The organism is Enterobacter sp. ku-bf2 (assembly GCF_001742765.1).
Taxonomy (GTDB): domain Bacteria; phylum Pseudomonadota; class Gammaproteobacteria; order Enterobacterales; family Enterobacteriaceae; genus Enterobacter; species Enterobacter quasiroggenkampii.
This window is the reverse complement of record NZ_MDVW01000001.1, coordinates 1,269,740-1,293,529: the sequence shown is the minus strand read 5'-3', so window position 1 is coordinate 1,293,529 and position 23,790 is coordinate 1,269,740. Positions and strand designations below refer to the sequence as shown.

Annotated in this window: 28 protein-coding genes; 12 read left to right on the top strand and 16 right to left on the bottom strand. The window is 53.0% G+C overall.

The features are described 5' to 3' along the window. Positions 1-6: 6 nt before the first annotated feature. The 3 genes from csgF to csgD are packed head-to-tail and all read right to left on the bottom strand — an operon-like array spanning position 7 to position 1,488. On the bottom strand, positions 7-420 hold the full coding sequence (gene csgF / locus BFG58_RS06220; protein ID WP_023311106.1) for a curli production assembly/transport protein CsgF: 414 nt from the start codon (positions 418-420) through the stop codon (positions 7-9). Positions 421-443: 23 nt separating this feature from the next. Beyond that, entirely contained in the window at positions 444-833 is a 390-nt protein-coding gene (gene csgE, locus BFG58_RS06215) for a curli production assembly/transport protein CsgE (protein WP_008500845.1), read from the bottom strand. Positions 834-837: 4 nt separating this feature from the next. Then, entirely contained in the window at positions 838-1,488 is a 651-nt protein-coding gene (gene csgD / locus BFG58_RS06210) for a biofilm master transcriptional regulator CsgD (RefSeq protein ID WP_021240790.1), read from the bottom strand. Between the two features lie 764 nt (positions 1,489-2,252). On the opposite strand from csgD, the gene csgB reads away from it, so the two are divergent. The 5 genes from csgB to ymdB all read left to right on the top strand — a co-directional run bounded on the left by csgB (position 2,253) and on the right by ymdB (position 4,725). Then, positions 2,253-2,708: a curli minor subunit CsgB gene (gene csgB, locus BFG58_RS06205; RefSeq protein ID WP_063621359.1), complete on the top strand. Its 456-nt coding sequence runs from the start codon at positions 2,253-2,255 to the stop codon at positions 2,706-2,708. 41 nt (positions 2,709-2,749) lie between these two features. Further along, positions 2,750-3,202, top strand: a complete 453-nt coding sequence (csgA, locus tag BFG58_RS06200) for a curli major subunit CsgA (protein ID WP_063621360.1) — start codon at positions 2,750-2,752, stop codon at positions 3,200-3,202. Positions 3,203-3,263: 61 nt separating this feature from the next. Further along, the gene (gene csgC / locus BFG58_RS06195; RefSeq protein WP_048222497.1) at positions 3,264-3,596 is read left to right on the top strand and encodes a curli assembly chaperone CsgC; all 333 of its coding nucleotides are present in this window, start codon (positions 3,264-3,266) and stop codon (positions 3,594-3,596) included. 160 nt (positions 3,597-3,756) lie between these two features. After that, on the top strand, positions 3,757-4,077 hold the full coding sequence (locus BFG58_RS06190) for a type 1 fimbrial protein (RefSeq protein WP_045908291.1): 321 nt from the start codon (positions 3,757-3,759) through the stop codon (positions 4,075-4,077). 105 nt (positions 4,078-4,182) lie between these two features. Next, positions 4,183-4,725, top strand: a complete 543-nt coding sequence (ymdB, locus tag BFG58_RS06185) for an O-acetyl-ADP-ribose deacetylase (RefSeq protein WP_069719456.1) — start codon at positions 4,183-4,185, stop codon at positions 4,723-4,725. 34 nt (positions 4,726-4,759) lie between these two features. Here ymdB and mdoC read toward each other — a convergent pair whose 3' ends face one another. Then, a complete protein-coding gene (gene mdoC, locus BFG58_RS06180) occupies positions 4,760-5,899 on the bottom strand; it encodes a glucans biosynthesis protein MdoC (protein WP_045908289.1) in 1,140 nt (379 codons plus the stop codon). A 254-nt stretch (positions 5,900-6,153) separates the two neighbouring features. Here mdoC and mdoG point away from each other — a divergent pair, with 254 nt between their 5' ends. From mdoG to BFG58_RS06165, 3 genes are all read left to right on the top strand, one after another. Next, entirely contained in the window at positions 6,154-7,707 is a 1,554-nt protein-coding gene (mdoG, locus tag BFG58_RS06175) for a glucans biosynthesis protein MdoG (protein WP_021240787.1), read from the top strand. Then, the gene (mdoH, locus tag BFG58_RS06170; protein WP_045908288.1) at positions 7,700-10,228 is read left to right on the top strand and encodes a glucans biosynthesis glucosyltransferase MdoH; all 2,529 of its coding nucleotides are present in this window, start codon (positions 7,700-7,702) and stop codon (positions 10,226-10,228) included. Before mdoG ends, mdoH begins: the two co-directional genes overlap by 8 nt. Positions 10,229-10,312: 84 nt before the next feature. Continuing rightward, a complete protein-coding gene (locus BFG58_RS06165) occupies positions 10,313-10,540 on the top strand; it encodes a YceK/YidQ family lipoprotein (RefSeq protein ID WP_008500835.1) in 228 nt (75 codons plus the stop codon). A 6-nt stretch (positions 10,541-10,546) separates the two neighbouring features. Here BFG58_RS06165 and BFG58_RS06160 read toward each other — a convergent pair whose 3' ends face one another. The 3 genes from BFG58_RS06160 to BFG58_RS06150 all read right to left on the bottom strand — a co-directional run bounded on the left by BFG58_RS06160 (position 10,547) and on the right by BFG58_RS06150 (position 13,305). Next, positions 10,547-10,921 (bottom strand): MysB family protein, encoded by a 375-nt coding sequence (locus BFG58_RS06160; RefSeq protein WP_008500834.1) that lies wholly within the window; start codon positions 10,919-10,921, stop codon positions 10,547-10,549. Between the two features lie 96 nt (positions 10,922-11,017). Next, positions 11,018-12,235 (bottom strand): multidrug efflux MFS transporter MdtG, encoded by a 1,218-nt coding sequence (gene mdtG / locus BFG58_RS06155; RefSeq protein WP_069719455.1) that lies wholly within the window; start codon positions 12,233-12,235, stop codon positions 11,018-11,020. Positions 12,236-12,378: 143 nt separating this feature from the next. After that, positions 12,379-13,305, bottom strand: a complete 927-nt coding sequence (locus tag BFG58_RS06150; protein WP_045910183.1) for a Kdo(2)-lipid IV(A) acyltransferase — start codon at positions 13,303-13,305, stop codon at positions 12,379-12,381. A gap of 221 nt (positions 13,306-13,526) precedes the next feature. Between BFG58_RS06150 and BFG58_RS06145 the strand changes: the two genes are divergently transcribed. After that, complete coding sequence (locus BFG58_RS06145; protein WP_008500831.1) at positions 13,527-14,576, top strand: rhodanese-related sulfurtransferase; 1,050 nt, start codon at positions 13,527-13,529, stop codon at positions 14,574-14,576. A 41-nt stretch (positions 14,577-14,617) separates the two neighbouring features. On the opposite strand, the gene BFG58_RS06140 is transcribed toward BFG58_RS06145, so the two are convergent. The 9 genes from BFG58_RS06140 to mdtH form a co-directional block, all read right to left on the bottom strand. Continuing rightward, the gene (locus tag BFG58_RS06140) at positions 14,618-15,196 is read right to left on the bottom strand and encodes a YceI family protein (protein WP_069719454.1); all 579 of its coding nucleotides are present in this window, start codon (positions 15,194-15,196) and stop codon (positions 14,618-14,620) included. A 1-nt stretch (position 15,197) separates the two neighbouring features. Then, positions 15,198-15,764: a cytochrome b gene (locus BFG58_RS06135; RefSeq protein ID WP_069719671.1), complete on the bottom strand. Its 567-nt coding sequence runs from the start codon at positions 15,762-15,764 to the stop codon at positions 15,198-15,200. Positions 15,765-15,971: 207 nt separating this feature from the next. Beyond that, entirely contained in the window at positions 15,972-16,085 is a 114-nt protein-coding gene (locus tag BFG58_RS06125; protein ID WP_032645429.1) for a DUF2770 family protein, read from the bottom strand. A 60-nt stretch (positions 16,086-16,145) separates the two neighbouring features. Then, a complete protein-coding gene (gene solA, locus BFG58_RS06120) occupies positions 16,146-17,264 on the bottom strand; it encodes an N-methyl-L-tryptophan oxidase (RefSeq protein ID WP_069719670.1) in 1,119 nt (372 codons plus the stop codon). Positions 17,265-17,380: 116 nt separating this feature from the next. Beyond that, entirely contained in the window at positions 17,381-17,635 is a 255-nt protein-coding gene (bssS, locus tag BFG58_RS06115) for a biofilm formation regulator BssS (protein WP_008500827.1), read from the bottom strand. Between the two features lie 272 nt (positions 17,636-17,907). Continuing rightward, positions 17,908-18,153 (bottom strand): DNA damage-inducible protein I, encoded by a 246-nt coding sequence (dinI, locus tag BFG58_RS06110; protein ID WP_008500826.1) that lies wholly within the window; start codon positions 18,151-18,153, stop codon positions 17,908-17,910. 74 nt (positions 18,154-18,227) lie between these two features. Further along, a complete protein-coding gene (pyrC, locus tag BFG58_RS06105) occupies positions 18,228-19,274 on the bottom strand; it encodes a dihydroorotase (protein WP_045334677.1) in 1,047 nt (348 codons plus the stop codon). 126 nt (positions 19,275-19,400) lie between these two features. Then, on the bottom strand, positions 19,401-19,961 hold the full coding sequence (locus BFG58_RS06100) for a lipoprotein (RefSeq protein ID WP_045910186.1): 561 nt from the start codon (positions 19,959-19,961) through the stop codon (positions 19,401-19,403). 123 nt (positions 19,962-20,084) lie between these two features. Next, positions 20,085-21,293, bottom strand: coding sequence for a multidrug efflux MFS transporter MdtH (gene mdtH / locus BFG58_RS06095; RefSeq protein ID WP_063621367.1), 1,209 nt, complete (start codon positions 21,291-21,293; stop codon positions 20,085-20,087). A 236-nt stretch (positions 21,294-21,529) separates the two neighbouring features. On the opposite strand from mdtH, the gene rimJ reads away from it, so the two are divergent. The 3 genes from rimJ to BFG58_RS06080 are packed head-to-tail and all read left to right on the top strand — an operon-like array spanning position 21,530 to position 23,700. Continuing rightward, complete coding sequence (rimJ, locus tag BFG58_RS06090; RefSeq protein ID WP_008500822.1) at positions 21,530-22,114, top strand: ribosomal protein S5-alanine N-acetyltransferase; 585 nt, start codon at positions 21,530-21,532, stop codon at positions 22,112-22,114. 9 nt (positions 22,115-22,123) lie between these two features. Continuing rightward, entirely contained in the window at positions 22,124-22,774 is a 651-nt protein-coding gene (locus BFG58_RS06085) for a YceH family protein (RefSeq protein ID WP_069719453.1), read from the top strand. A 2-nt stretch (positions 22,775-22,776) separates the two neighbouring features. Continuing rightward, on the top strand, positions 22,777-23,700 hold the full coding sequence (locus tag BFG58_RS06080; protein WP_045910189.1) for a Gfo/Idh/MocA family protein: 924 nt from the start codon (positions 22,777-22,779) through the stop codon (positions 23,698-23,700). The last annotated feature ends 90 nt before the right edge of the window (positions 23,701-23,790 follow it).

The following is a 23,790-nucleotide window of genomic DNA, read 5'->3' as shown; positions in this document are numbered from 1 at the left end:
TATTGTTTAAAAGTCAGTTGAATTACTTTGAAGACCGGAAACCTGAATGGTGGATATTCTTCCGGTTTTACGATCGGTCACGTTCAGCTGAAGCTGTCCATCAGTGTTGGCGATATCAACGATAAAGTCGTTGGTCACCATCCGGCCGGGTTTACCGGTATTAATGTTGGTCAATAACCCGCCTAAAATCTGCGACTGGATAGCCTGAGTGAAGTTGTCCAGGGCGGATGGGGTATCAATGCTAAAATCCTTTAAGCTTGGGTCCTTATAGGAGTTTTGCGCCTGAGCCTCATTCAGCAGAAACGCACCGTTGTTAGGGTTACCGCCAAAGTTAGGGTTACGGAACTGAAACGTCATGTTTCCGGCCCAGCTTATGGGGGTGATCAGCATTATCGAAACAACTGCATATGCAATACGCATGACAGCCTCCGCATATCGGTTCGCTAGAACTCGTCTTTTGCTAAATCGCTGGTGCTTAATAGGGCTTTATCTATTTGCAGGCGATTAATAGCGTCTTCTGATTGTGCCAGTGCTAAGGCTACGTTTTTATCGAAGTCCATTTTTGTGGGGAATAAAAACGTTTGATAAATAACGTACTGATTGGCCGTTATTGTTATCCAACTTCCCCATCGTGCACTGGGCCGCTCGTTGATTGTTATATTTCCGGTATAAGTACTGTCCCATTTGTCACTGAAGGCCCGGTAAAAACTGTGCCCGACCGATGAGACAGTGTGGTCTGTTAACAATCCGGGAACTTCGACCTCGACGGCCTTCAGATTCCCTGCAGCGAGCAGGAAACTCGCTGCGGCGATCCAACTCAACGTGCGTTTCATGTGATTAACGCCTGAGGTTATCGTTAGCCCACGAAACCGCCTGAGTTCGGTTTTTCACAGCTATCTTCTTGAAAAGATTATAAAGGTGCGTCTTTACCGTATTTTCGCTGATAAATAACGAACGGGCGATTTCAATATTTGAAGCACCAATGCGTAACTTATTCAGGATCTCTTTCTCACGGTGCGTGAGCAGTGCTGACTCTGAGCTGTTATAGCGATAATTTCCGGAGTGCGTAATGAGATAGCTTGCAAGCTTTTGCGAAAAATAACACTCGCCGCGCAATATACCTTGCAGGCCCTCAACCACCCGGTCTTCTTCTTCCGTGACGTAAAACACGCCATTGATATGCGGCCAGCTTTCAATATCTCTGAAGGGATATTCGTCAGGTGTATTCAACAATAGCACGCGGATATTATTGTTTTTCCTGCTTAAAATATCCTGCCAGTAATGGATAAGCTTTTTATCAGCTTCCATCATATCGAACAGAATGATGCTGCCAGGGGCAATATCATCAAAAGAACGTTGAATATTATGCAATTTCCCGTTCAGTGATAAAGATTGCTTTAAATGTTGTAATAACGCTGTCGCTTGCAAAGAAGGTTTTGTGATCAACAGTAATGTATGACCATGTAAACTATGGACTTCATTATACATGATGAAACCCCACTTTTTTTGGCACCTGGCAGCTGCCCTCCTGTTTATTAGAGGACACCAGAAGTACTGACAGATGTTGCACTGCTGTGTGTAGAATCAGACCATAACCTCCACAGGGAGGTAAATATAAAACCAATTTCGTACATCTAATTTCAATCTAGCTTTTACGAAGTTTAAAGCAAGTGTTAAACATGTAACTGAATGTAAAAATTAATATTAATTTGTGAAATTATCTTGTAATGAATGGCGAGAAATGATGAGAAAGTTGTACATATTAATAGAGGTGCACAGATTTTAAAAATCATACAAATATTTATAATTATTTGATTTATAGGGTTATTTGTTATTTTGATGAAACGATAATTAAGTATGAGTTACAGGTTGGTTCTAAGTCCAGGAATGAGCCGTGGTCTGGCTTAAGAAAAGAGGTGTCGTGTCACGCACTGAGAAAAAATGTTCTTCAGCCGTTACGTTTAAACACCCCGGGAGGACCCGTGGACAGCCTTCGCCTCGCTGTACAACCCTTTCGCAAAACACCTGTAATAAAAAATATAAGCTGGCCTGAATAAAGTGTTTTTTGATGTAAATTACGACTTTGTGGTGATCTGAAAAATAAAAATAAGCCGCGCGGGTGAGATATTTAAAATGTTTCAGCGGACATACTCTTCACCGTAACGACGCGTTAACACAATACGAATCGTTTTTACAATTAACACGGTTATACGGTTATGGCGTGATTCAATAACCAGGTCCAGGGTGACAACATGAAATACACATCGTTATTTATGGTGTTTACATTACTGGGTGCGCCTGGATTTGTAACCGCAGCGAATTCAGATTTAGCCAATCCTGAATATAACTTTGCGGTTAACGAATTAAGTCTTTCATCACTCAATCAGGCAGCCATTATTGGTCAACAGGGTGTTTTCAATGACGCTCAGGTTCGCCAGGAGGGTTCAAAACTCTTGTCCATTGTTTCCCAGGATGGGGCAGGTAACAGAGCGAGAGTTGATCAATCAGGGGGTTACAATATTGCCTGGATCGATCAGAGCGGTAACGCGAATGATGCAGGTATTACGCAAGATGGATACGGTAATAGCGCGAAAATTATCCAGAAAGGGTCGGGTAATAGAGCAAATATTACGCAGTACGGTACGCAGAAAACCGCAGTTGTAGTGCAGAAACAGTCGCAAATGGCGGTTAACGTTATTCAACATTAGCGCCTTCGCGACGACTTTAATCAATCCGATGGGGGTTTACCATGAAATTTCTCAAAGTGGCAGCGCTTGCAGCAATCGTAGTTTCTGGTAGTGCTATGGCGGGTTCTATTAATCAGGGCGGCTGGGGTCATGGACATGGTCATGGCGGATACAGTGGCCCAAATTCAACCCTGAATATTTATCAGGACGGTGGCGGTAACTCCGCGGTTGCTCTGCAGACAGACGCCAGAAATTCTGTGCTGAATATTACCCAGAAAGGTGGCGGTAACGGCGCTGACGTTGGTCAGGGTTCTGATGACAGTAAAATCAACCTGAGCCAGAAAGGATTTGGCAACAGTGCAACACTTGATCAGTGGAACAGTAAAAAATCTGTTATGAACGTTAGCCAGTCCGGCGGCTTTAACGGTGCCCTCGTAGACCAGACTGCTTCTAACTCTACTGTCAACGTTACCCAGATCGGCTTCGGTAACCACGCGACAGCTCATCAGTACTGATACTGAAATCTGTGCTACAAAAAAACAGGGCTGATGCCCTGTTTTTTTTCGGGAGTTCATCATGAATACCTTAATTCTCCTCGCCGCGCTTTCCAGCCAGATAACCTTCAAAACGTCGCAGCAGGAAAATATGACCACCATTATTCCCCAAGTCACTCTGGCGCAGCCGTGTGATTGTCAGGTTCAGATTGTTTCCGTTCGGGAAGGGCAGGGGGGACAAAGTTCGTCCCGACAGCAAAATACCCTTTTTATCCCCGCTAATCAGACGATTGATTTAATGCGCCTGAGTTTAAATATTAACGCAGGAGACACGGTAAAAATCGTTGTCACCGTCTCAGATGGAAAATCGCTTCATTTATCACAACAGTGGTCGCCAGCGGGAAGTGCGATCTAAACATTCATGGAATCAATGGCTTGTGAATGTGGCGGGTCTGTACCGTTGAGCTATGCTGATATCAGGGACCAGGTCATTATGTTCCTTAACGTGAGACTTCGTTTGTCATAATGAAGTGCGTTTACCCCTCAAGGACGATTTTCATTGAGGAGTACCTATAATGAACCACTCTTTCGCTCGACTCGTGACGGGTCTGGGCCTGATCGTTTCTGTTTTTAGCCTCCCGGTTTATTCCGCTACCATTGTGAACGGTGGCGTCATTCATTTTCGCGGTGCCATTGTTGCCGACCCCTGTGAAGTTTCGCCGCATCAGAGACAGTTTGCCTTGTCCTGCCCGGATAATAATCGTATGCAAACGCGCATGGTCAGCTATGAAGAGGCGCTTAATGGCCACGTGTCCGATTCGAACCTGGCATCGCTGCGCATGAAATACCTCAACCCTGAAAAAACGCTCGCGGTTGTCGAAATACAGTATCGATAACGCTCTCTCTTCCGCTTTGTGCGGAAGAGGATTTTTTCTGATAGTTTTTTCTCCCGGGCAGCCCTGCGATACACTTAAGAAAAAGGCGGGTTGCAGAGGGGCTTTATGAAACCGCAAATTGAAGTGATTCATGGCGATATTACGACCATGCATGTCGACGTCATCGTCAATGCGGCCAATCCCTCCCTGATGGGGGGAGGCGGTGTGGACGGGGCTATCCACCGGGCTGCCGGACTGCAGCTGCTGGAAGCCTGCAAAACCGTGCGGCAACAGCAGGGTGAATGTCCTCCCGGCCATGCGGTGATTACGCTTGCGGGGGATCTGCCTGCCAGAGCGGTCATTCACGCCGTAGGGCCTGTCTGGCACGGTGGCGATCGGCATGAGGCGAGTATTCTGGAAGAGGCGTACCGGAACTGTCTGCGGCTGGCTGCCGACAACGGCTATAAAACAATGGCGTTTCCGGCCATCAGTACCGGTGTGTATGGCTATCCTAAGGCGGCTGCCGCGACGATCGCCGTCGAAACCGTTTACCGCTACCTGTCGCTAAAACCGATGCCTGAGAAGGTTATTTTTGTCTGTTTCGACGAAGAAACTACCCACCTTTATCAACGGTTGCTGACCCAGCGCGGGCAGGAACTGGACACCTGAAGAAAGCGCGGCGCACTCAGTGCGCCGCGGTTGTTTATGAGGCTTTTACCTGTGGTTTTCCTGAAAAGAGGAAACGCAGGAGCGGGATCCGCAGATGGATTTCATAGAGCACGATCGCAATCCCCACGACAAACACCAGACCGGTAAAGAACCCCAGCGTGTTGGAGGCGATATGCGGGGTGATATAAGCCCCGAAGAAAAGCGTTAACGGGTGATGCACCAGATAAATAAACAGCGAAGCATTGACGAAGTAGGTCACACGGCTGGACTTAAAGTTCAGCAGGCGGTGGCCGAGCGCGAATACCACGTTCACCATCCACAAACCCAGCAGCATGGTGATCACACTTTCCGTTTCGTACATCCAGGCGTCGCCGCTGCCGTAGCGCTGATTCAGCAGATAGGCTGCGAACGCGAAGGCAGCACCTATCGCGCACCACGGTGACGGAGTGGTAAACAGTGCTTTCAGCTTCGGATAAATAAACGCCAGCGCGCCGATTAAAAAGAACGGAATGTAGAACAGCGACTGCATCACCACGAAATTAAAGAGCCCGTCGCTTAAAATCGGCGAATAGACGATAAGCAAGGTCCGTCGCACGGCAGCATAAGCGATCCCCAACAGCAAGAAGAGCACTGACAGTTTGCCCATCGTAACGTTGGCGAAAAAGGTGTCGGCTGTCGAACTCAGGTGGTGGCGCAGGCGGCTGAAAATGAACAGGCTCACCGTAGTGAGCACCACCAGGACCAGCAGGAACCACAGGTGAGACACCAGCTCCCAGACCAGCGTATTGTACTTTTCATACAGCGACAGATTCGGCCAGTTTTCCGCTTTGCCTTTGACGTACTGCAGCATAATGAACTGAGGCAGCGTCAGCAGCGGAATCGCGGTCAACATGGGGATCCCCACGCGCTCGACGCGCACTTTCCACCAGCGTTTAAGCGGGTATCGCAGAAACAGCATGTAAGAGAAATATCCGGAGATGACAAAAAACACCTGCATACGGAAGGCGTGAATAAAGTCATTAAACAGCGTCAGCCACCAGGACGGCATCTGGCTATTCACATGCCAGGTGTGGCTGGAGTAAATCAGTGATATGTGAAAAGGGATCCCCAATAGCATCAGCCATGCCCGGATCGAGTCGAGGAAATATTCACGTTCTGTTGGTGTTGTGCTCATATAACGTTGTGCATTCTCAGACTTTTCGTCTTATCCCTAAGACTCATAATGGTTACATTCGAAAGCAACCCTACACCAAGACCGACACCCTGTCTCCAGGATAAGCACGCAAAGTGAATAATGGGTTCTTTCATTTGCTTAATCCATGAGCCAGCAGCTGAACAAAGCAGTGATAATGTTGTCGGATTGCCTGAGTTTCCATTAAAATGGATCGGATCGATATAAGCACACAAAGGGGGAAGTGCTTACTTATTATGAAACATAAACCACAGATGATGAAAATGCGTTGGTTAGGTGCTGCAGTGGTGTTATCACTGTATACCTCATCGGCACTGGCCTTTAACATCGACGATGTCGCAAAACAGGCAAAATCGATGGCGGGCAAGAGCTACGAAGCGCCGAAAAGTAACTTGCCCTCCGTTTTCCGCGATATGAAATATGCGGACTATCAGCAGATCCAGTTCAATCACGACAAAGCCTACTGGAGCAACATCAAGACCCCGTTCAAGCTTGAGTTTTATCATCAGGGTATGTATTTCGACACGCCTGTTGCCATCAATGAAGTGACGGCCACAGCGGTACGTAAGATTAAATACAGCCCGGATTACTTCAATTTTGGCAATGTGCAACACGACAAAGATACGGTGAAAGACCTGGGCTTCGCTGGCTTTAAGGTGCTTTACCCGATCAACAGCAAAGATAAAAACGACGAAATCGTCAGCATGCTTGGTGCCAGCTATTTCCGCGTGATTGGCGCGGGGCAGGTATACGGGCTTTCTGCGCGCGGACTGGCTATTGATACCGCGCTGCCATCAGGTGAAGAATTCCCACGTTTCCGTGAGTTCTGGATTGAACGTCCAAAACCAACGGACAAACGTCTGACTATCTATGCGCTGCTGGATTCTCCGCGTGCGACCGGTGCCTATCGCTTTGTGATCATGCCGGGTCGTGACACGGTGGTTGACGTGCAGTCTAAGGTTTACCTGCGTGATAAAGTGGGCAAGCTGGGCGTTGCGCCGCTGACCAGTATGTTCCTGTTTGGGCCGAACCAGCCGTCACCAGCAACCAACTTCCGCCCGGAACTGCACGACTCCAACGGTCTCTCTATTCACGCCGGTAACGGCGAGTGGATCTGGCGTCCGCTGAACAACCCGAAACATCTGGCGGTGAGCAGCTTCGCAATGGAAAACCCACAAGGTTTTGGCCTGCTGCAGCGTGGTCGTCAGTTCTCCCGCTTTGAAGATCTGGACGACCGCTATGACCAGCGCCCAAGCGCCTGGGTCACGCCAAACGGTGACTGGGGTAAAGGTAAGGTCGAGCTGGTAGAAATTCCAACCAACGACGAAACCAACGATAACATCGTGGCTTACTGGACGCCGGATCAACTGCCGGAAGCCGGTAAAGAGATGAACTTCAAGTACACCATCACCTTCAGCCGCGACGAAGATAAGCTGCATGCGCCGGATAACGCGTATGTTATGCAGACTCGCCGCTCAACGGGTGATGTGAAGCAGTCTAATCTTATCCGTCAGCCTGACGGTACCGTGGCCTTTGTCGTGGACTTCACAGGCCAGGATATGAAGAAACTGTCACCGGACACTGCCGTTGCCGCTCAGGCCAGCATCGGTGATAACGGTGAAATCGTTGAGAATACCGTGCGTTACAACCCGGTAACCAAAGGCTGGCGTCTGACCCTGCGCGTGAAAGTGAAAGATCCGAAACAGACCACTGAAATGCGTGCAGCGCTGGTCAGTAACGATCAGCCACTGAGTGAAACCTGGAGCTATCAGCTACCTGCCAATGAATAATACATCTGAATATATTGATGCCATGCCGCTGACGGATATCGAAAAAGCGGCACTGCCTAAGAGCGACATCCGCGCGGTTCACACCGCGCTGGATGGTGAACATCGTCAGTTTTCCCGTGATGATGATACGCCGCTGGGGTCAGTAAAGGCACGTCTGGAGCAGGCCTGGCCGGACTCGCTGGCAGAAGGGCAGTTGATTAAAGACGACGAAGGGCGCGATCAGCTTCAGGCGATGCCGAAGGCCACGCGTTCCTCAATGTTCCCCGACCCATGGCGCACCAACCCGGTGGGCCGCTTCTGGGATCGCCTGCGCGGGCGTGATGTGACGCCCCGCTATCTGTCACGCCTGACGAAAGAAGAGCAGGCTTCCGAACAGAAATGGCGTACCGTGGGGACCATCCGTCGCTACATCCTGCTGCTGCTGACGCTGGCGCAGACGGTCGTCGCGACCTGGTATATGAAAACCATCCTGCCTTATCAGGGCTGGGCGTTTATCAATCCGACGGACATGATGGGCCAGGATCTCTGGGTCTCCTTCATGCAGCTGCTGCCGTACATCCTGCAGAGCGGCATCCTTCTGCTGTTCGCGGTTCTCTTCTGCTGGGTCTCGGCTGGTTTCTGGACCGCGCTGATGGGCTTCCTGCAGCTGCTGATGGGGCGTGACAAATACAGCATTTCGGCGTCAACGGTCGGGGATGAACCCCTCAATCCTGAGCACCGTACCGCGCTGATTATGCCTATCTGCAACGAAGACGTTGACCGCGTGTTTGCGGGTCTGCGTGCCACCTGGGAGTCCGTAAAGGCGACTGGCAACGCGGAGCATTTCGACGTTTACATCCTGAGCGATAGTTACAATCCGGATATCTGCGTGGCGGAACAAAAAGCGTGGATGGAGCTGATTGCGGAAGTGCAGGGCGAAGGGCAGATCTTCTACCGTCGCCGCCGCCGTCGTGTGAAGCGTAAAAGCGGTAACATCGATGACTTCTGCCGTCGCTGGGGTAATCAGTACAGCTATATGGTCGTGCTGGATGCGGACTCCGTCATGAGCGGTGACTGCCTGAGCGGTCTGGTGCGTCTGATGGAAGCCAACCCGAACGCGGGTATCATTCAGTCTTCGCCAAAAGCCTCCGGTATGGACACGCTCTATGCGCGCTGCCAGCAGTTCGCCACCCGTGTTTACGGGCCGCTGTTTACGGCGGGTCTGCACTTCTGGCAACTGGGTGAATCGCACTACTGGGGTCACAACGCGATTATCCGCGTGAAGCCGTTCATTGAACACTGTGCGCTGGCGCCGCTGCCGGGCGAGGGTTCGTTTGCCGGTTCTATTCTGTCGCATGACTTCGTGGAAGCGGCGCTGATGCGTCGTGCTGGCTGGGGCGTCTGGATTGCCTACGACCTGCCGGGATCGTACGAAGAGCTGCCGCCGAACCTGCTGGACGAACTCAAGCGTGACCGCCGCTGGTGTCACGGTAACCTGATGAACTTCCGCCTGTTCCTGGTGAAAGGGATGCACCCGGTTCACCGTGCAGTGTTCCTGACGGGCGTGATGTCTTATCTCTCCGCACCGCTGTGGTTTATGTTCCTTGCGCTCTCTACTGCGCTGCAGGTCGTGCATGCCCTGACGGAGCCGCAATACTTCCTGCAACCGCGGCAGCTGTTCCCGGTGTGGCCACAGTGGCGCCCGGAACTGGCGATTGCGCTGTTTGCCTCCACCATGGTGCTGCTGTTCCTGCCTAAGCTGCTCAGCATCATCCTGATCTGGTGCAAAGGCTCGAAAGAGTACGGCGGTTTCTTCCGCGTGACCCTTTCACTGCTGCTGGAAGTGCTGTTCTCCGTGCTGCTGGCACCGGTGCGTATGCTGTTCCACACCGTGTTCGTGGTCAGTGCGTTCCTGGGCTGGGAAGTGGTCTGGAACTCACCGCAGCGTGATGACGACTCCACGCCGTGGAGCGAAGCCTTTATGCGCCACGGTTCTCAGCTGCTGCTGGGTCTGGTGTGGGCGGCCGGGATGGCGTGGCTGGATCTGCGCTTCCTGTTCTGGCTGGCGCCGATTGTCTTCTCGCTGATCCTGTCGCCGTTTGTCTCCGTGATCTCCAGCCGTTCGACGGTGGGGCTGCGGACCAAACGCTGGAAGCTGTTCCTGATCCCGGAAGAGTATTCCCCGCCACAGGTGCTGGTGGACACCGATCGTTATCTCGAGCAGAACCGCAATCGCACGCTGGATGACGGCTTTATGCACGCCGTGTTTAACCCGTCATTCAACGCCCTGGCAACGGCGATGGCCACTGCGCGCCACCGTGCCAGCCAGGTGCTGGAGATTGCCCGCGATCGTCACGTTGAGCAGGCGCTGAACGAGACCCCGGAAAAACTCAACCGTGACCGTCGTCTGGTCCTGTTGAGCGACCCGGTCACGATGGCGCGTCTTCACTACCGCGTGTGGTCCGCTCCGGAGAGATACTCTTCGTGGGTAAACTACTATAAAGAACTGAAGCTGAACCCGCTGGCGTTGAAGGCGAAGTAAGTGGTTAAGTAGGGCGGGTAAGCGAAGCGCCACCCGCCAGATAAAATACCGGCTTAATCGCCGGTATTTTTTTAGAGGTTACTCATGAGAATAATCATCGTCGTTCTGATGGCATGCCTGCTCAGCGGCTGCGGCAGCATCATCAGCCGCACCATTCCAGGGCAAGGCCACGGGAATCAGTATTACCCGGGCGTGAAATGGGATCTCCGTGACTCCGCATGGCGCTACCTCACCGTGCTGGATCTGCCATTCTCGCTAATTTTCGACACGCTGCTGCTGCCGATCGATGCCAGCCACGGCCCTTACGAGTAGCGTAAATTAACGCTCGTCCCACTCATCGGCTGCGGTTTGACCTTCTTCCGTATCGAGTGGTGGCTCGAGCTGAAATTCGCCCTCATCCCACTCGTGCAGGGTGTTTTCTTCCAGCCATTCCTGACGCAGTTCGATTTCATCATAGTCACCGTCAAAGACGGCCTGCGCACCTTCACCGCTCAGGACCGGCAGGCATTCCCCTTCTTCACCCTCATCGGCAAAGAATTCGGCCTGCCACATAATATCCCCATCCTGCAGAACGTATTTTTGGATATTAAGTTGTTGCACGTCAGCATCTTCTTCTTCAACGCCGGGGTTATCGGCGAGGAACTCTTCACGAGCGGCATCAATAGCTTCTTCCAGCGTGGCGTACATGGTCATTGGTGTCTCCCTGTTTTCCAGAAGGTTTCAGGGAAAGAATAGCTGAATATCTGATTCTGCAAGTATGAATACGAAAATAAGCTTCAGGCGTTCGTCTTATTCCGCCACCGGCCGTAACGCGCGGGATAAACTGAACCACGAATAGATCGCATTAAACAGCACTACGCCTGCCGTCACGATAAAGACGGCGCGAAAACCGAAGCTGGCGGAAATGCCAGCCCCGAGGAGCGGCCCGGTGACATTACCGATGTCGCGAAACGACTGGTTATAGCTGAAAATACGCCCGGCAATCTGGTTTGTGGAGTTGTAGACCAGCAGGGTCTGAACGGCGGGCAGTAACGCGCCGTCGGCGGCGCCCAGTAAAAAGCGCAGAACACCAAGCTGCCAGGGCGAGTGCACCATCGACATGGGGATCAGCAGCAGCACAGAGATCACCAGCGCACAGATCAGAATTTTTTCCGGGCCGACGCGGTCTCCCAGTTTCCCCAGCCTCGGGGCGCTGAGCAATGCCGCCACGCCGGGCACGGAGGCGATCAGCCCGCTAATAAATGCAATATTGCTGACGTTGCCCGCCAGATCGCGAACGTACAGCGTGAGGATAGGAGCAATCGATCCGGTTGCAACCTGAATAATCAGGGTCGTCACGAACAGACTGAGTACCAGTCTGGGATTTTTGAGCGAGGTCAGCACCTCCCTGGCGTGGAGCATCTCTTTCTTCGCAACGGGCGTGAAGTTTTCCCGAATACAGAGCAGGGTGACGATAAAGCACAGGAACAGCACGCTGGCGGTGATGAAGAACACCGGGCGCAGGCCATAGCTGTCGGCCAGGAGTCCGCCGGCCAGTGGCCCCAGCAGGGCACCGCTCACGCCGCCGGTTGAGAGCGTGCCCAGCGCCCAGCCGCTCTTATGGCGAGGAATTTGTGTGGCAATCAGGGCATTGGCATTGGGAATAAAGCCTCCCAGTAGGCCCAGCAACGCGCGCAAAATCAGGAACTGCCAGACGTTTTGCGCCACGCCCATCAGCGCCATGATAATGGCCATCCCCAGCGCCGAGCGGAGCAGCATGATTTTTCGCCCCTTGCGGTCGGCAAGGCCACCCCAGAAGGGCGAGGCCATCGCGGAAAACAGGAACGTGATGCTGAATACCAGGCCGGACCACATATTGAGCGCGCTGTGGCCCGTCACGCCCAGCTGTTCGACGTAAAGCGGCAGGAAAGGCATGACCAGGCTAAACGCTGCACCGGTGAGAAAACAGCCAAGCCACGCAACCGTGAGGTTACGCTTCCAGCTTATGGGGGCATCTGAGGGTGACATAACAATCCGCATAATGAGGTGCTTAGCACCTGAAGCATGAAGTAATAAGCCTGCTAATTATGCGCCTGGGTTATGATTGCCGCAATGAGGGGGAGCTTTTAAAGCTAAAACAGCATGCGGCCCTGAGGGCCGCACGTTGAAAATCAATAGCGGGACGGCGTGCCTTTTGGCCGGGTTTTAAAGCGACGGTGCAGCCACATATACTGCTCCGGGGCGAGCATGATGCACTTCTCCACCACGCTGTTCATCCAGCGTGCGGTGGTTTCTGCATCGTCAAGCGGCGGTGCGAGTTCCGGCTCCAGCATCATCAGCTCGTAGCCCGAACCGTCTGGCTTACGGCGGGGAACAAAAGGCACGATGGCGGCTTTGGACATCCGCGCCAGCATCCAGGTACCGGTGGTTGTCGCGGCCTCTTCAACGGCGAAGAAGGGGACAAAAACGCTGGCCTGTGGGCCATAGTCGTGGTCGGGGGCATACCAGACCACTTCACCGGATTTCAGCGCGCGGATCATTCCCTTCAGATCTTTACGGTCGATCATGCTTTTGTTAGAGCGCATGCGGCCGTTGGTCTGGATTAAATCGATGACCGGGTTATCGTTAGGGCGATAAACGCCAATGCCGGGCGCCTGCATGCCGAACATACGCGCCCCGATTTCCAGCGTCAGAAAATGGACGCCGATCAGCAGAACGCCCGTCTGGTTGGCCTGAAGCGTATGCACCGGATCCATGCCGGTTCCCGTCACCTCACTCCAGCGAGCCATGCGTTTGTCCGGCCAGAACCACGCCATGCCGGTTTCCATAAGCCCCATCCCGACGGATTCAAAATTCTTCGCGACCATGTCGTGACGCTCTGATTCGCTCATCTGCGGAAAACACAGCTCAAGGTTGCGGTACGCGATTCTAGCGCGACGCTTCATAAACAGCTGTGCGAAACGGCCCAGAAATTTACCCAACCGAAAAATAACAGGGTAGGGAAGCTGTACCAGAAGCCATAAAAAGCCGATGCCAAGCCAGGTCAACCAATAACGGGGATGCAAAAGGGCGGCAGTAAATGTTGGTAACTGGGTCATGTCTTTCCTGTGTTCAAACGTCCTGTTTTGCTAGTGTCTCATTTTTTGAGGCGTAGCCAAAATATCTGCTTTCGAAGCGTGCACGAATACAGCAATTGTTAAGCCTGATTAATCAGGGTGTGTGAAATGTAGCGTAAATTGTGTGGATGTAAATTGGTTTTGTTTGCTATATGATGCCGACCGAATTTTCATTCTCTCTAACGATTCCAGGACTGTACACCATGCCAGTGTTACACAACCGCGTGTCGAATGAGATGTTAAAAGCGCGTATGTTGGCTGAAACCGAACCGCGCACCACCATCTCATTCTATAAATACTTCACGATCGACGATCCGCAGGCGACCCGTGATGCGCTTTATCAGGCGTTCACAGCGCTGAACGTTTTCGGCCGCGTCTACCTTGCCCGTGAAGGCATTAACGCGCAGATTAGCGTACCGGAAAGCAAAGTCAGCGCCTTCCGTGACGTACTTTATCAGTTTGACCCGGCCCTTAACGGCTTACGCCTGAACATTGCCCTGGATGATGACGGGAAATCCTTCTGGGTGCTGCGCATGAAGGTGCGTGAACGCATCGTGGCGGACGGTATCGACGATCCTGAGTTTAACCCGGCGGACGTCGGTGAATACCTGAAGGCGGCGGAAGTGAATGCGATGCTGGACGATCCGGATGCCGTGTTTATTGATATGCGTAACCACTATGAGTATGAGGTGGGGCATTTCGAGAACGCGATGGAAATCCCGGCCGATACCTTCCGCGAGCAGCTGCCGAAAGCGGTTGAGATGATGCAGGAGCATAAAGATAAAAAGATCGTTATGTACTGCACCGGCGGTATCCGCTGTGAGAAAGCCAGCGCGTGGATGAAGCACAACGGCTTTAATAAGGTCTGGCACATTGAAGGCGGCATTATCGAGTACGCACGTCGCGCCCGTGAGCAGGGGCTGCCGGTACGCTTTATCGGGAAAAACTTTGTCTTTGACGAGCGTATGGGCGAACGTATTTCGGACGACGTCATTGCCCAGTGCCACCAGTGCGGCGCGCCGTGCGATACCCACACCAACTGCAAAAATGACGGTTGCCATCTGCTGTTCATTCAGTGCCCGGCCTGTGCCGAGAAGTTTAACGGCTGCTGTAGCGAGCTGTGCAGCGAAGAGAGCATCCTGCCGGAAGAAGAGCAGCGTCGCCGTCGCGCAGGACGTGAAAACGGCAACAAGATTTTCAATAAATCACGCGGTCGTCTGAATACCAAACTGGGTATCCCTGACCCGGAATGATAATAACGCCCGGCACGGTGAAAGCCTGCCGGGCGACGTTATTACGATTTCTGCTGTACACCTTCAACGGAAATAATCAGCTCCACGTCCTGAGACGCCGGGCCTAAATCTGTTGTGATATTAAAATCTTTCAGGTGAATTTTCCCTGCCGCTTCAAAACCTGCGCGTTTACCTCCCCACGGGTCATCACCCTGACCCAGTAATTTCGCATCAAGCGTGACCGGTTTGGTTACGCCGTTAAGCGTCAGGTTGCCGGTAATATTCAGCTTATCGCCGTCTTTCTTCACCTCAGTAGAAGTGAAGGTCGCCTGCGGGAATTTCGCGACGTTGAGGAACTCCCCACTGCGCAGGTGTTTATCGCGCTCTGCGTGGTTTGTGTCGACGCTGTTCGTATTAATCGTCACATTGACTTTATCGGCCGCGGGATTTTTTTCGTCAAAGGTGAACGTGCCGTCAAAATCCTTAAAGGTACCGTACAGCCAGCTATATCCCAGGTGCTGAATACGGAAATTGACGAAAGCGTGCTGGCCCTCTTTATCAATTTTATAATCCGCCGCCACGGCGGAACCGGCGGTGAATAACAGAGAACCCAGTACGATACCCAGCAGGTGTTTTTTCATTTTATGCTCCAGAGTCAACTGACGAGCGGCCAAGCATGCGCTTTAGCGTATCGTCTTTATCAATAAAATGGTGTTTGAGGGCGGCAAGCCCGTGAAGTACGGACAGGATCACCACGCTCCAGGCAAGCCAGAGGTGAATGACCCCCGCCGTGTCGGCCTGCGCCCCGGCATCGCTCAGTGTTGCCGGAACGTCGAACAGGCCAAAGACGTTAATCGGCTTACCGTCAGCCGTCGAAATGAGATAGCCGCTAATCAGGATGCCAAACAGCAGTGCATAGAGGGCAATATGCGCGGCGACGGCACTGAGGCGGGTAAATTTACTTTGGGTCTTTGGCGCAGCGGGCGGCGGGGAAATATGTCGCCAGATCACGCGGAAAATCAGCCCCAGCATCAGCAGGACACCAATGCTTTTATGCAACTCCGGCGCCTGGTGATACCAGCCATCGTAATAGCTGAGCGTGACCATCCAGAGCCCAAGTCCAAACATACCGTAGACGGCAAGAGCAAATATCCAGTGCAAACCTATGGATATTATTCCGTAGCGCCGGGAGGAGTTACGCAATTGCATCAGAATGTCCATTTTCAAATTAACCGGAAAGTAAAAATGAACGGGAAGGCGGGATATTGCAACTGAAATAATTGTCTATTGATTTTTATTTTATTTATTTCAGCAATTTTGAAAAGGATCGCTAGCGCTAATTCAATCTCTTCGTGCAAGCGAAATGGTGAGTTTCAATAAAGATAAATTAACGTCAATTATTGTCAGTAAGGCTTTTCAGTAAAATACAATGTAAACAAAATCAATAATGGCCAACAGCGCCCACAATAAGAGATAGAGCATAAAATGCTCGCGAATATTATTCATCAGAAAGCTAACGATCCTGCGCATAACGCCCCGTAATGCAGTGTGAATGAAACGGGCCCCGGGATGTCCGGCGCCCGTGGCGAATTATCTGTTAAAACGCGAGAGGGAGAAGGGCGTCAGATCAAACTGCGGTGCAATACCCTGGGCAAACTGCGCGGCGATTTCACCCAGCACGGAAGCAAACTTAAAGCCGTGGCCGCTCAGTCCGGTGATGAGCAGCGTGTTGTCATGCCCCGGCAGCGTATCAATGATAAAGTCTTCATCCGGCGTGTTGTCGTAGGTACAGGCCGCGCCATACAGCAAGCCGCCGACGCCCGGAAGAATAGTGCGCAGGAACGAGAAGGCTTCCGAACCATCCTGAGGAAAGGCGCCGAAAGGCTTACGCTCTTCAGGGGAGGTGATAGCCTGGCCCCCGTTGTGTTTACCGATTTTCAGCGCGTCTTTTTCTGACGGGAAGCCGTAAAACTGGTCGCCGTTGGGTAATTCGCCGGTGAAGGCCGGGAATTTATTCTGGACGCTGTAACGACCATCCGACTGGAACCAGGAGAAGACCTTGCGCACCGGCTGGATCGGCAGATCGGGCAGCAGGCGGGTAACCCAGGTTCCCGCGCTGACCAGCAGGCGATCCGCGGAATATTCACCGTCAAGGGTCGTTACCGTGACGCCATTATCGTCATGGGTGATGGCGTCCACCGGACAGTTGAACAGCTGCGCGCAGCCTGCCTTCTCTGCCAGCTCGATCCAGGTCTTGATCGCCGTTTCACAATGCAGCACACCAGAGTGGGCTTCAAAGAGGCCAATATAATCGTCCGGGACGCTAATTTCGGGCCAGCGCGTGCTAATGCCCGTCGCGTCCAGTTTCTCAACGTCCAGATTAAACGCTTTCGCGCTGCGTTCGACGCCGGCGAGAAATGCAGAATGGGCCGGGCCCAGGTTGATAACGCCGGTACGTTCGAAAATGCGGTCTTCAGTCTGTTTCGCCAGTTCGTCCCACAGCGTCTGGGCGCGAAGCACCAGCGGAACATAGCGCTCGCCTTCGCCATACGCATGGCGGATGAGGCGGGTATCGCCATGATGGCTGCCCTCCGCATGAGGCGGAAGATGGCTATCGATCATCAGGACCTTCAGGCCCGCCTGCGTCGCGTAATAACCGGCGGCAGAACCCACGGATCCGCTGCCAATAATGATTAAGTCGTATCTCATATGCATCTCGTAAACTGATGTTTTGTTAGCAGAGTAATTAACAACGCGGGGTTAGACAAGGGAGAAATAAATAAGGCACCGCGAGGGTGCCTGTTGAGTGAAAAGTGGGCATAAGCTTAGTGCCGTTTATACTCATTTTCCTGATAGTCGCCAGATTCTATTTTTGCAATACCTGCCTCTAAAATAGAAATAAACTGACGGGCGACGTCTGTTGTTAGCCACAGCGTCTGTCCAACTTCCGCTTCTTCACGGTTGAGTTGATTTGGGGTCTGGTAGTGCAAACGCAGCATCAGCGCATCGTAGCTATCTACGGTACTGATATCCCAGCCAACGAGTGGATGGGTCTGGATGACTTCACTATTCTTTTCCATTATAACCCCCTTAATGCGTGTTAGAAGACAACGGCTTTGAGGTTCAATGCATGTTTTTCTGAAAGCAACTTCAGTATACCAAGTAATAAGGGTTCCGAAGGGAAAAATAAACAGGTGGCAACACATTTTTCTGCTTTTTAGGATTGTTCGAACAATAAAACACCATCTCGTTCACGATTTTTAAAGAAGATGCCGAATTAATTTGAACTTACGGGATTTTAGGCAAAAAAAAGCCGGGGCGACCCGGCAAAAAACACAATGAGGGAGCAGTGTTAATCCGTGATGAACCAGTCGTCAGCGCTTTCCCACGTTTCCTGCAGGATTTCGCTGATGCGATCTTTATCTTCTTTTGCGGCACCAATAACGGAAAGGTTGTTTGCCGCGGCGTAACGCACCGTGACGGCACCGGCGTTGTCAGGAAAGGTATTGTTAATACGACGGGATAATTCGCCTGCCAGTGCATCAAGCGCGCCGGCAGGCAGAACGGTAGTTTTGGCTATGGTGACTTCAATACGCATAAATGCCCCCTGTGTAATATACTGTTTATTTATACAGGTATATTATCAGTTTGACAACAAGGGGCATTGATTTTTTAACGTTTTACCGTCCAGCTTACGGTTTCACCCGCCAGGAATGGGATCAGCGTGTCATCCGTCAGGGCAATGGACTCCTCAACGTGGCTCGCTTTACGCTCCAGTTCGATGAAGGTGTCATTGACTGGCAGGCCGTAGAAGCGTGGGCCGTTAAGAGAGCAGAATGCTTCGAAATGTTCCAGCGCGTTCATCTCTTCAAATACAGTTGCGTAACTGGCAAGCGCCGTTGGGGCGTTGAAGCAGCCTGCACAGCCGCAGCTTGCCTCTTTACGATGGCGGGCGTGAGGCGCGGAATCGGTACCGAGGAACGCTCGGGAGAACCCGCTGGCGACCAGCTCACGCAGCGCCTGCTGGTGGATGTTGCGCTTGAGGATAGGCAGACAGTAGAGGTGAGGGCGCACCCCGCCCACCAGCATGTGGTTACGGTTAAACATCAGGTGTTGTGGCGTAATGGTGGCGGCGATGAGATCGTTGCCGTCACGCACGTACTCTGCCGCGTCTTTGGTGGTGATATGCTCAAAGACTACCTTCAGCGCGGGCAGGCGCTGGCGCAGAGGCTCCATCACGGTCTCGATAAAACGGGCTTCACGGTCGAAGATGTCAATGTCAGCATGCGTCACTTCACCGTGAACCAGCAGCGGCATACCCAGTTTCTGCATGCGTTCCAGAACCGGCATAATGGCATCAATGCTGGTGACGCCGTGGCTGGAGTTGGTGGTGGCATTCGCCGGGTAGAGTTTCGCTGCCGTAAACACGCCTTCGTTAAAGCCGCGCTCCACTTCGTTCGGATCCAGTGAATCGGTCAGGTAGCAGGTCATCAACGGGGTAAAATCGTGTCCCGCAGGGACGGCGTCGAGGATGCGCTGGCGATAGGCTATCGCGGCATCGACGGTGGTGACTGGTGGCACCAGGTTAGGCATGACAATCGCGCGGCCATAAATTTCGCTGGTATAAGGCACGACGGTTTTCAGCATATCACCATCACGCAGATGAATATGCCAGTCGTCAGGGCGGCGGATTTTAAGAACCTGGGGTTGTGCAGTCATGGAAGCTCCGGCTTGTCAGGAATCAGTCATTAGGATGGCTGTTTTTGCCGGACACAAATCATAAGCGGAAACGTTTTCGTTTGCACACTTTTCCGTAAAAAAAAGGGCGCCGCAGCGCCCTTCAGATTAATCGGTGAAAGGAATGATAATTTCACCCGGCTTAACCTCTATCCCTTTTGCGTATTTTTTCGCCAGGGCTTCACCCTTGCTTTTGTCTTCACTTAAGACGTACGCGGGCTGCTGGTTAAAGTAATTCCGCAGCGACTGATTCAGATAGGGCATCAGGGTTTGCAGAACCGGCGCCATTTTGTCCGGAGACACCTGCGCATCGACGACTTCCATCTCCTGGAGGAAAATTGCCCCTTTCTCTTTATTGAAAACAGGGAGTGCCTTCAGCTTGAGCTTGATGTTGGCTTTCTGGTTACCAAAGAGGGAGGACATATCGAGGTCCGCATCACCGGCCAGGGTGACTTTGTTTGGCTCTTCACGTCCGATCTGGCTGGTGAGATTTGTGAGCACGATATGCGCATCGGCAAGACCCGGTACGCCAATGTCTTTCGAGAAATTGTTATGTTTTTCCAGCGCCTGATTAATTTCCTGTTCACTGACGGTATATTGTGTGAGCTGGTTACAGCCAACCAGCAGACCGCTGACAACCAATGCCGCGGCTAAAACAATTTTCTTCATAGTGTTCCTCAACGAAAAATCGGCGCTTCTGTCCTGTTACGCCAGTATGTCAGCGTGAATGGGTAGAAACCAGCAGAAAAAACTGAGAAGTGGGGCGGGAGCGGTGCCCGCCCGAGGGAAAAGTTATGCGCCTGGCTCGAGCATGCCGCTCGCGCTGCGTTTCTGGCTGAACTGCCACCACAGGGCGAGTAGCGTCATAAAGCCCACCGCGCCAAGCATCATCCACGGGAGTTCAGGTTGATTTAACGCTTTGCCGGCATCAAACAACCAGCCGCCCCCGGCGTAACCTAATGCCCCGCCGAGTGCCAGCCCCAGGCGGCTGAACCCCATATAGCTGCCGCGCGCACGCGCATCCGCAAGCGAGGCGCTCAGCGTTTCGCGGGCAGGCTCGGCGATGATCGAGCCAATATAGAATGTGCAAATCAGCGTAAACAGCTGCTGGAGCGTGTTCACCAGGCCGATCGGCATCATGCTCAGCGTCATCAGGAACAGTCCGGCCATCAGACGATGTTCCAGACGAAAACGTCGCTCGCTCCAGCGGGCAATCGGATAGAGCAGCGTTAACGACAGGCAGGCTTCGATGGCGTACATCCATTTCACCGCCGCAGGGGTACCTGCAATGTCGTTAACCATGATCGGCAGCATCAGCATGACCTGCACGGCCAGCATGTAATATCCCGTCAGGGTCAACACATAGGTGACAAAGCGCTTGTCATGCAGGACGCGACCAAGCCCTTCCCGGACCGGCGCTTTCACCGTCGACAGTTTCCACGCCGGCAGGAACAGGCCATTAAACAGCGCGCACAGAATAAAGAGTACCGCGCCAGCCGCACAGACCAGACGGAAGTCATACTGCAGCAGCCAGCTTCCCAGCAGGGCGCCGACAACCGCCCCGGCACTGTCCTGCATCATGAGAATCGAGAAGAAGCGGCCGCGGTGCTGCGGGCGAATTAGCTTTACCACCAGCGCGGTGCGGGGCGGATCGAACAGCGTGCCCCCGATACCGGAGAGGAAACAGGAGAACCAGAGCAGCCACGGCTCCTGAGCGACCGCCATCGTGGCAAAGCCTGCCGCGCGAAGCAGCATACCGGTTACGATCATCGGTTTAGCACCAAAGCGGTCGGCGATGGCCCCGCCAAAGACGCCCAGGCCCTGCTGGACAAACTGGCGTAGCCCCAGGGCAATGCCGACCATTAATGCCGCCCAGCCCATCTGATCGACAAAGCGGATCGAAATAAGCGGAAAAACGACAAAAAAGCCGAGCACGACCAGCATGTTATCGACGAGCAGGAAATATTTACCCAGGCTCCTGGCCTGTGATACGCGGGACATTTTCCCTCCAGGGAAAATAAGATGGTGAGCACGCTAACATTCTGCGGTGTCGCCGCGTTTTTTCCCACCCCTGAACGCGACAATATTTTTTTATCAAAAGGGTGCTTTGATAGAGAGTTCTCATCGAAAAGTGTGAAAAGAGGTGAAAATGGTATGTCACTGTTTTCACAGACGGCGCAGGCGCAGGTATAGTAAAGCTAATGGGTAAGCTGAAGTGACGGGAAGGAGTGGTATCGATGTTTGGCTATCGCAGTAATGTGCCAAAAGTGCGTCTGACAACGGACAGGCTGGTCGTTCGTCTGGTGCATGAGCGTGATGCCTGGCGTCTGGCGGATTATTACGCCGAGAATCGCCAGTTTTTAAAGCCCTGGGAACCCGTTCGTGATGAGAGCCATTGTTACCCTTCCGGCTGGCAGGCGCGCCTCAGCATGATTACGGAATTTCACAAGCAGGGCAGCGCGTTTTACTTCGCGCTGCTGGATCCTGAAGAGAAAGAGATTATCGGGATCGCCAATTTTTCAAACGTGGTGCGGGGATCGTTTCACGCCTGCTACCTTGGCTACTCCATCGGTCAGAAATGGCAGGGGCAGGGGCTGATGTACGAGGCGCTGACGGTAGCGATCCGCTATATGCAACGCACACAGCACATCCATCGCATTATGGCGAACTATATGCCGCATAACCAGCGCAGCGGAAATCTGCTGGCGCGTTTAGGGTTCGAGAAAGAGGGTTACGCCAAAGACTATCTGCTGATAGACGGAGAGTGGCGCGACCACGTTCTGACGGCATTAACCACCCGGGACTGGACTGCAGGTCGTTAAGGAGAAAAGATGAAGTATCAGCTAAACGGTACAGAAGCGCGCGTGATTGGGTGCTTACTCGAAAAACAGGTCACCACGCCGGAGCAGTATCCGCTCTCCGTCAACGCCGTGACCATGGCCTGCAACCAGAAAACCAACCGCGAGCCGGTGATGAACCTCAGCGAACATGACGTTCAGGACGTCCTGGACGCCCTGGTAAAACGCCACTATCTGCGCACCGTCAGCGGATTCGGCAACCGCGTGACCAAATATGAACAGCGCTTTTGTAACTCCGAATTTGGCGACCTGAAGCTGAGCAGTGCGGAAGTGGCGGTCATCACCACGCTGTTGCTGCGTGGGGCACAGACGCCGGGGGAACTGCGCATCCGCGCTTCCCGCATGCATGAGTTCAGCGATATGCAGGAGGTCGAGCAAACTCTGGAAGGGCTGGCCGCGCGTGAAGACGGCCCGTACGTGGTGCGTCTCGCGCGCGAGCCGGGCAAGCGTGAAAGCCGCTATATGCATCTGTTCAGCGGTGACGTTGATACTTCAGTGAAATCCAGCGCAACCGATATGAATGCTGGAGATGACGATTTGGTTGCCCGCGTAGAGGCGCTGGAAGACGAGGTCGCCGGGCTGAAACAGCGTCTGGATGCCTTGCTGGCACATTTGGGAGACTGACGGTGAAAAAATTACGCGTAGGCGTGGTGGGGCTGGGCGGTATTGCACAAAAAGCCTGGCTGCCTGTTTTAGGTGCGGCGACGGACTGGACCCTGCAAGGGGCATGGTCACCCACCCGAGAAAAGGCAGAACGTATCTGCGAAACCTGGCGCATGCCGTATGCTGCCTCATTGCAGGATCTGGCCCGCGAGTGCGATGCGGTCTTTGTCCATACCTCAACGGCAACCCATTATCAGGTGGTGAGCGAACTGCTCAATTTGGGGGTTCACGTCTGCGTGGACAAACCGCTGGCTGAAAATGTTCAGGATGCCGAGCGGCTGATTGAACTGGCCGCGCGTAAAAAACTGACGCTGATGGTGGGCTTCAACCGCCGTTTCGCACCGCTTTATCAGCAGCTTAAGGCGCAGTCGGGCACGCTTTCCTCGCTGCGGATGGATAAACACCGCACAGACAGCATCGGGCCGAACGATCTGCGCTTCACGCTGCTGGATGACTATCTGCACGTTGTGGATACGGCGCTGTGGCTCGCCAGCGGCAATGCGCAGTTGCAAAGTGGCACGCTACTGACGAACGAGCAGGGTGAAATGGTCTACGCCGAACATCATTTCTCGATTGATCATCTGCAGGTAACCACCAGTATGCATCGTCGTGCGGGCAGCCAGCGAGAATGCGTCCAGGCCGTCACCGACGGCGCGTTGTACGACATTACCGACATGCGTGAATGGCGTGAGGAGAAGGGCAGCGGCGTGGTGACGCTACCTGCCCCTGGCTGGCAGAGCACGCTTGAACAGCGCGGTTTTGCCGGTTGTGCCCGTCACTTTATCTCCTGCGTGCAAAATCAGACGGTTCCTGAAACGTCCGGCGAGCAGGCCATCATGGCGCAGCGCGTTGTGGAAAGGCTCTGGCGCGAGGCCATGAGTGAATAACTCGCTGTAACATCTGCGGATAGTAATTCGTTGAAATCCGGGTAGACTAAGCGCCGCTTGTAGGCTTTGCCGGGTGGCGCTTACGCTTGC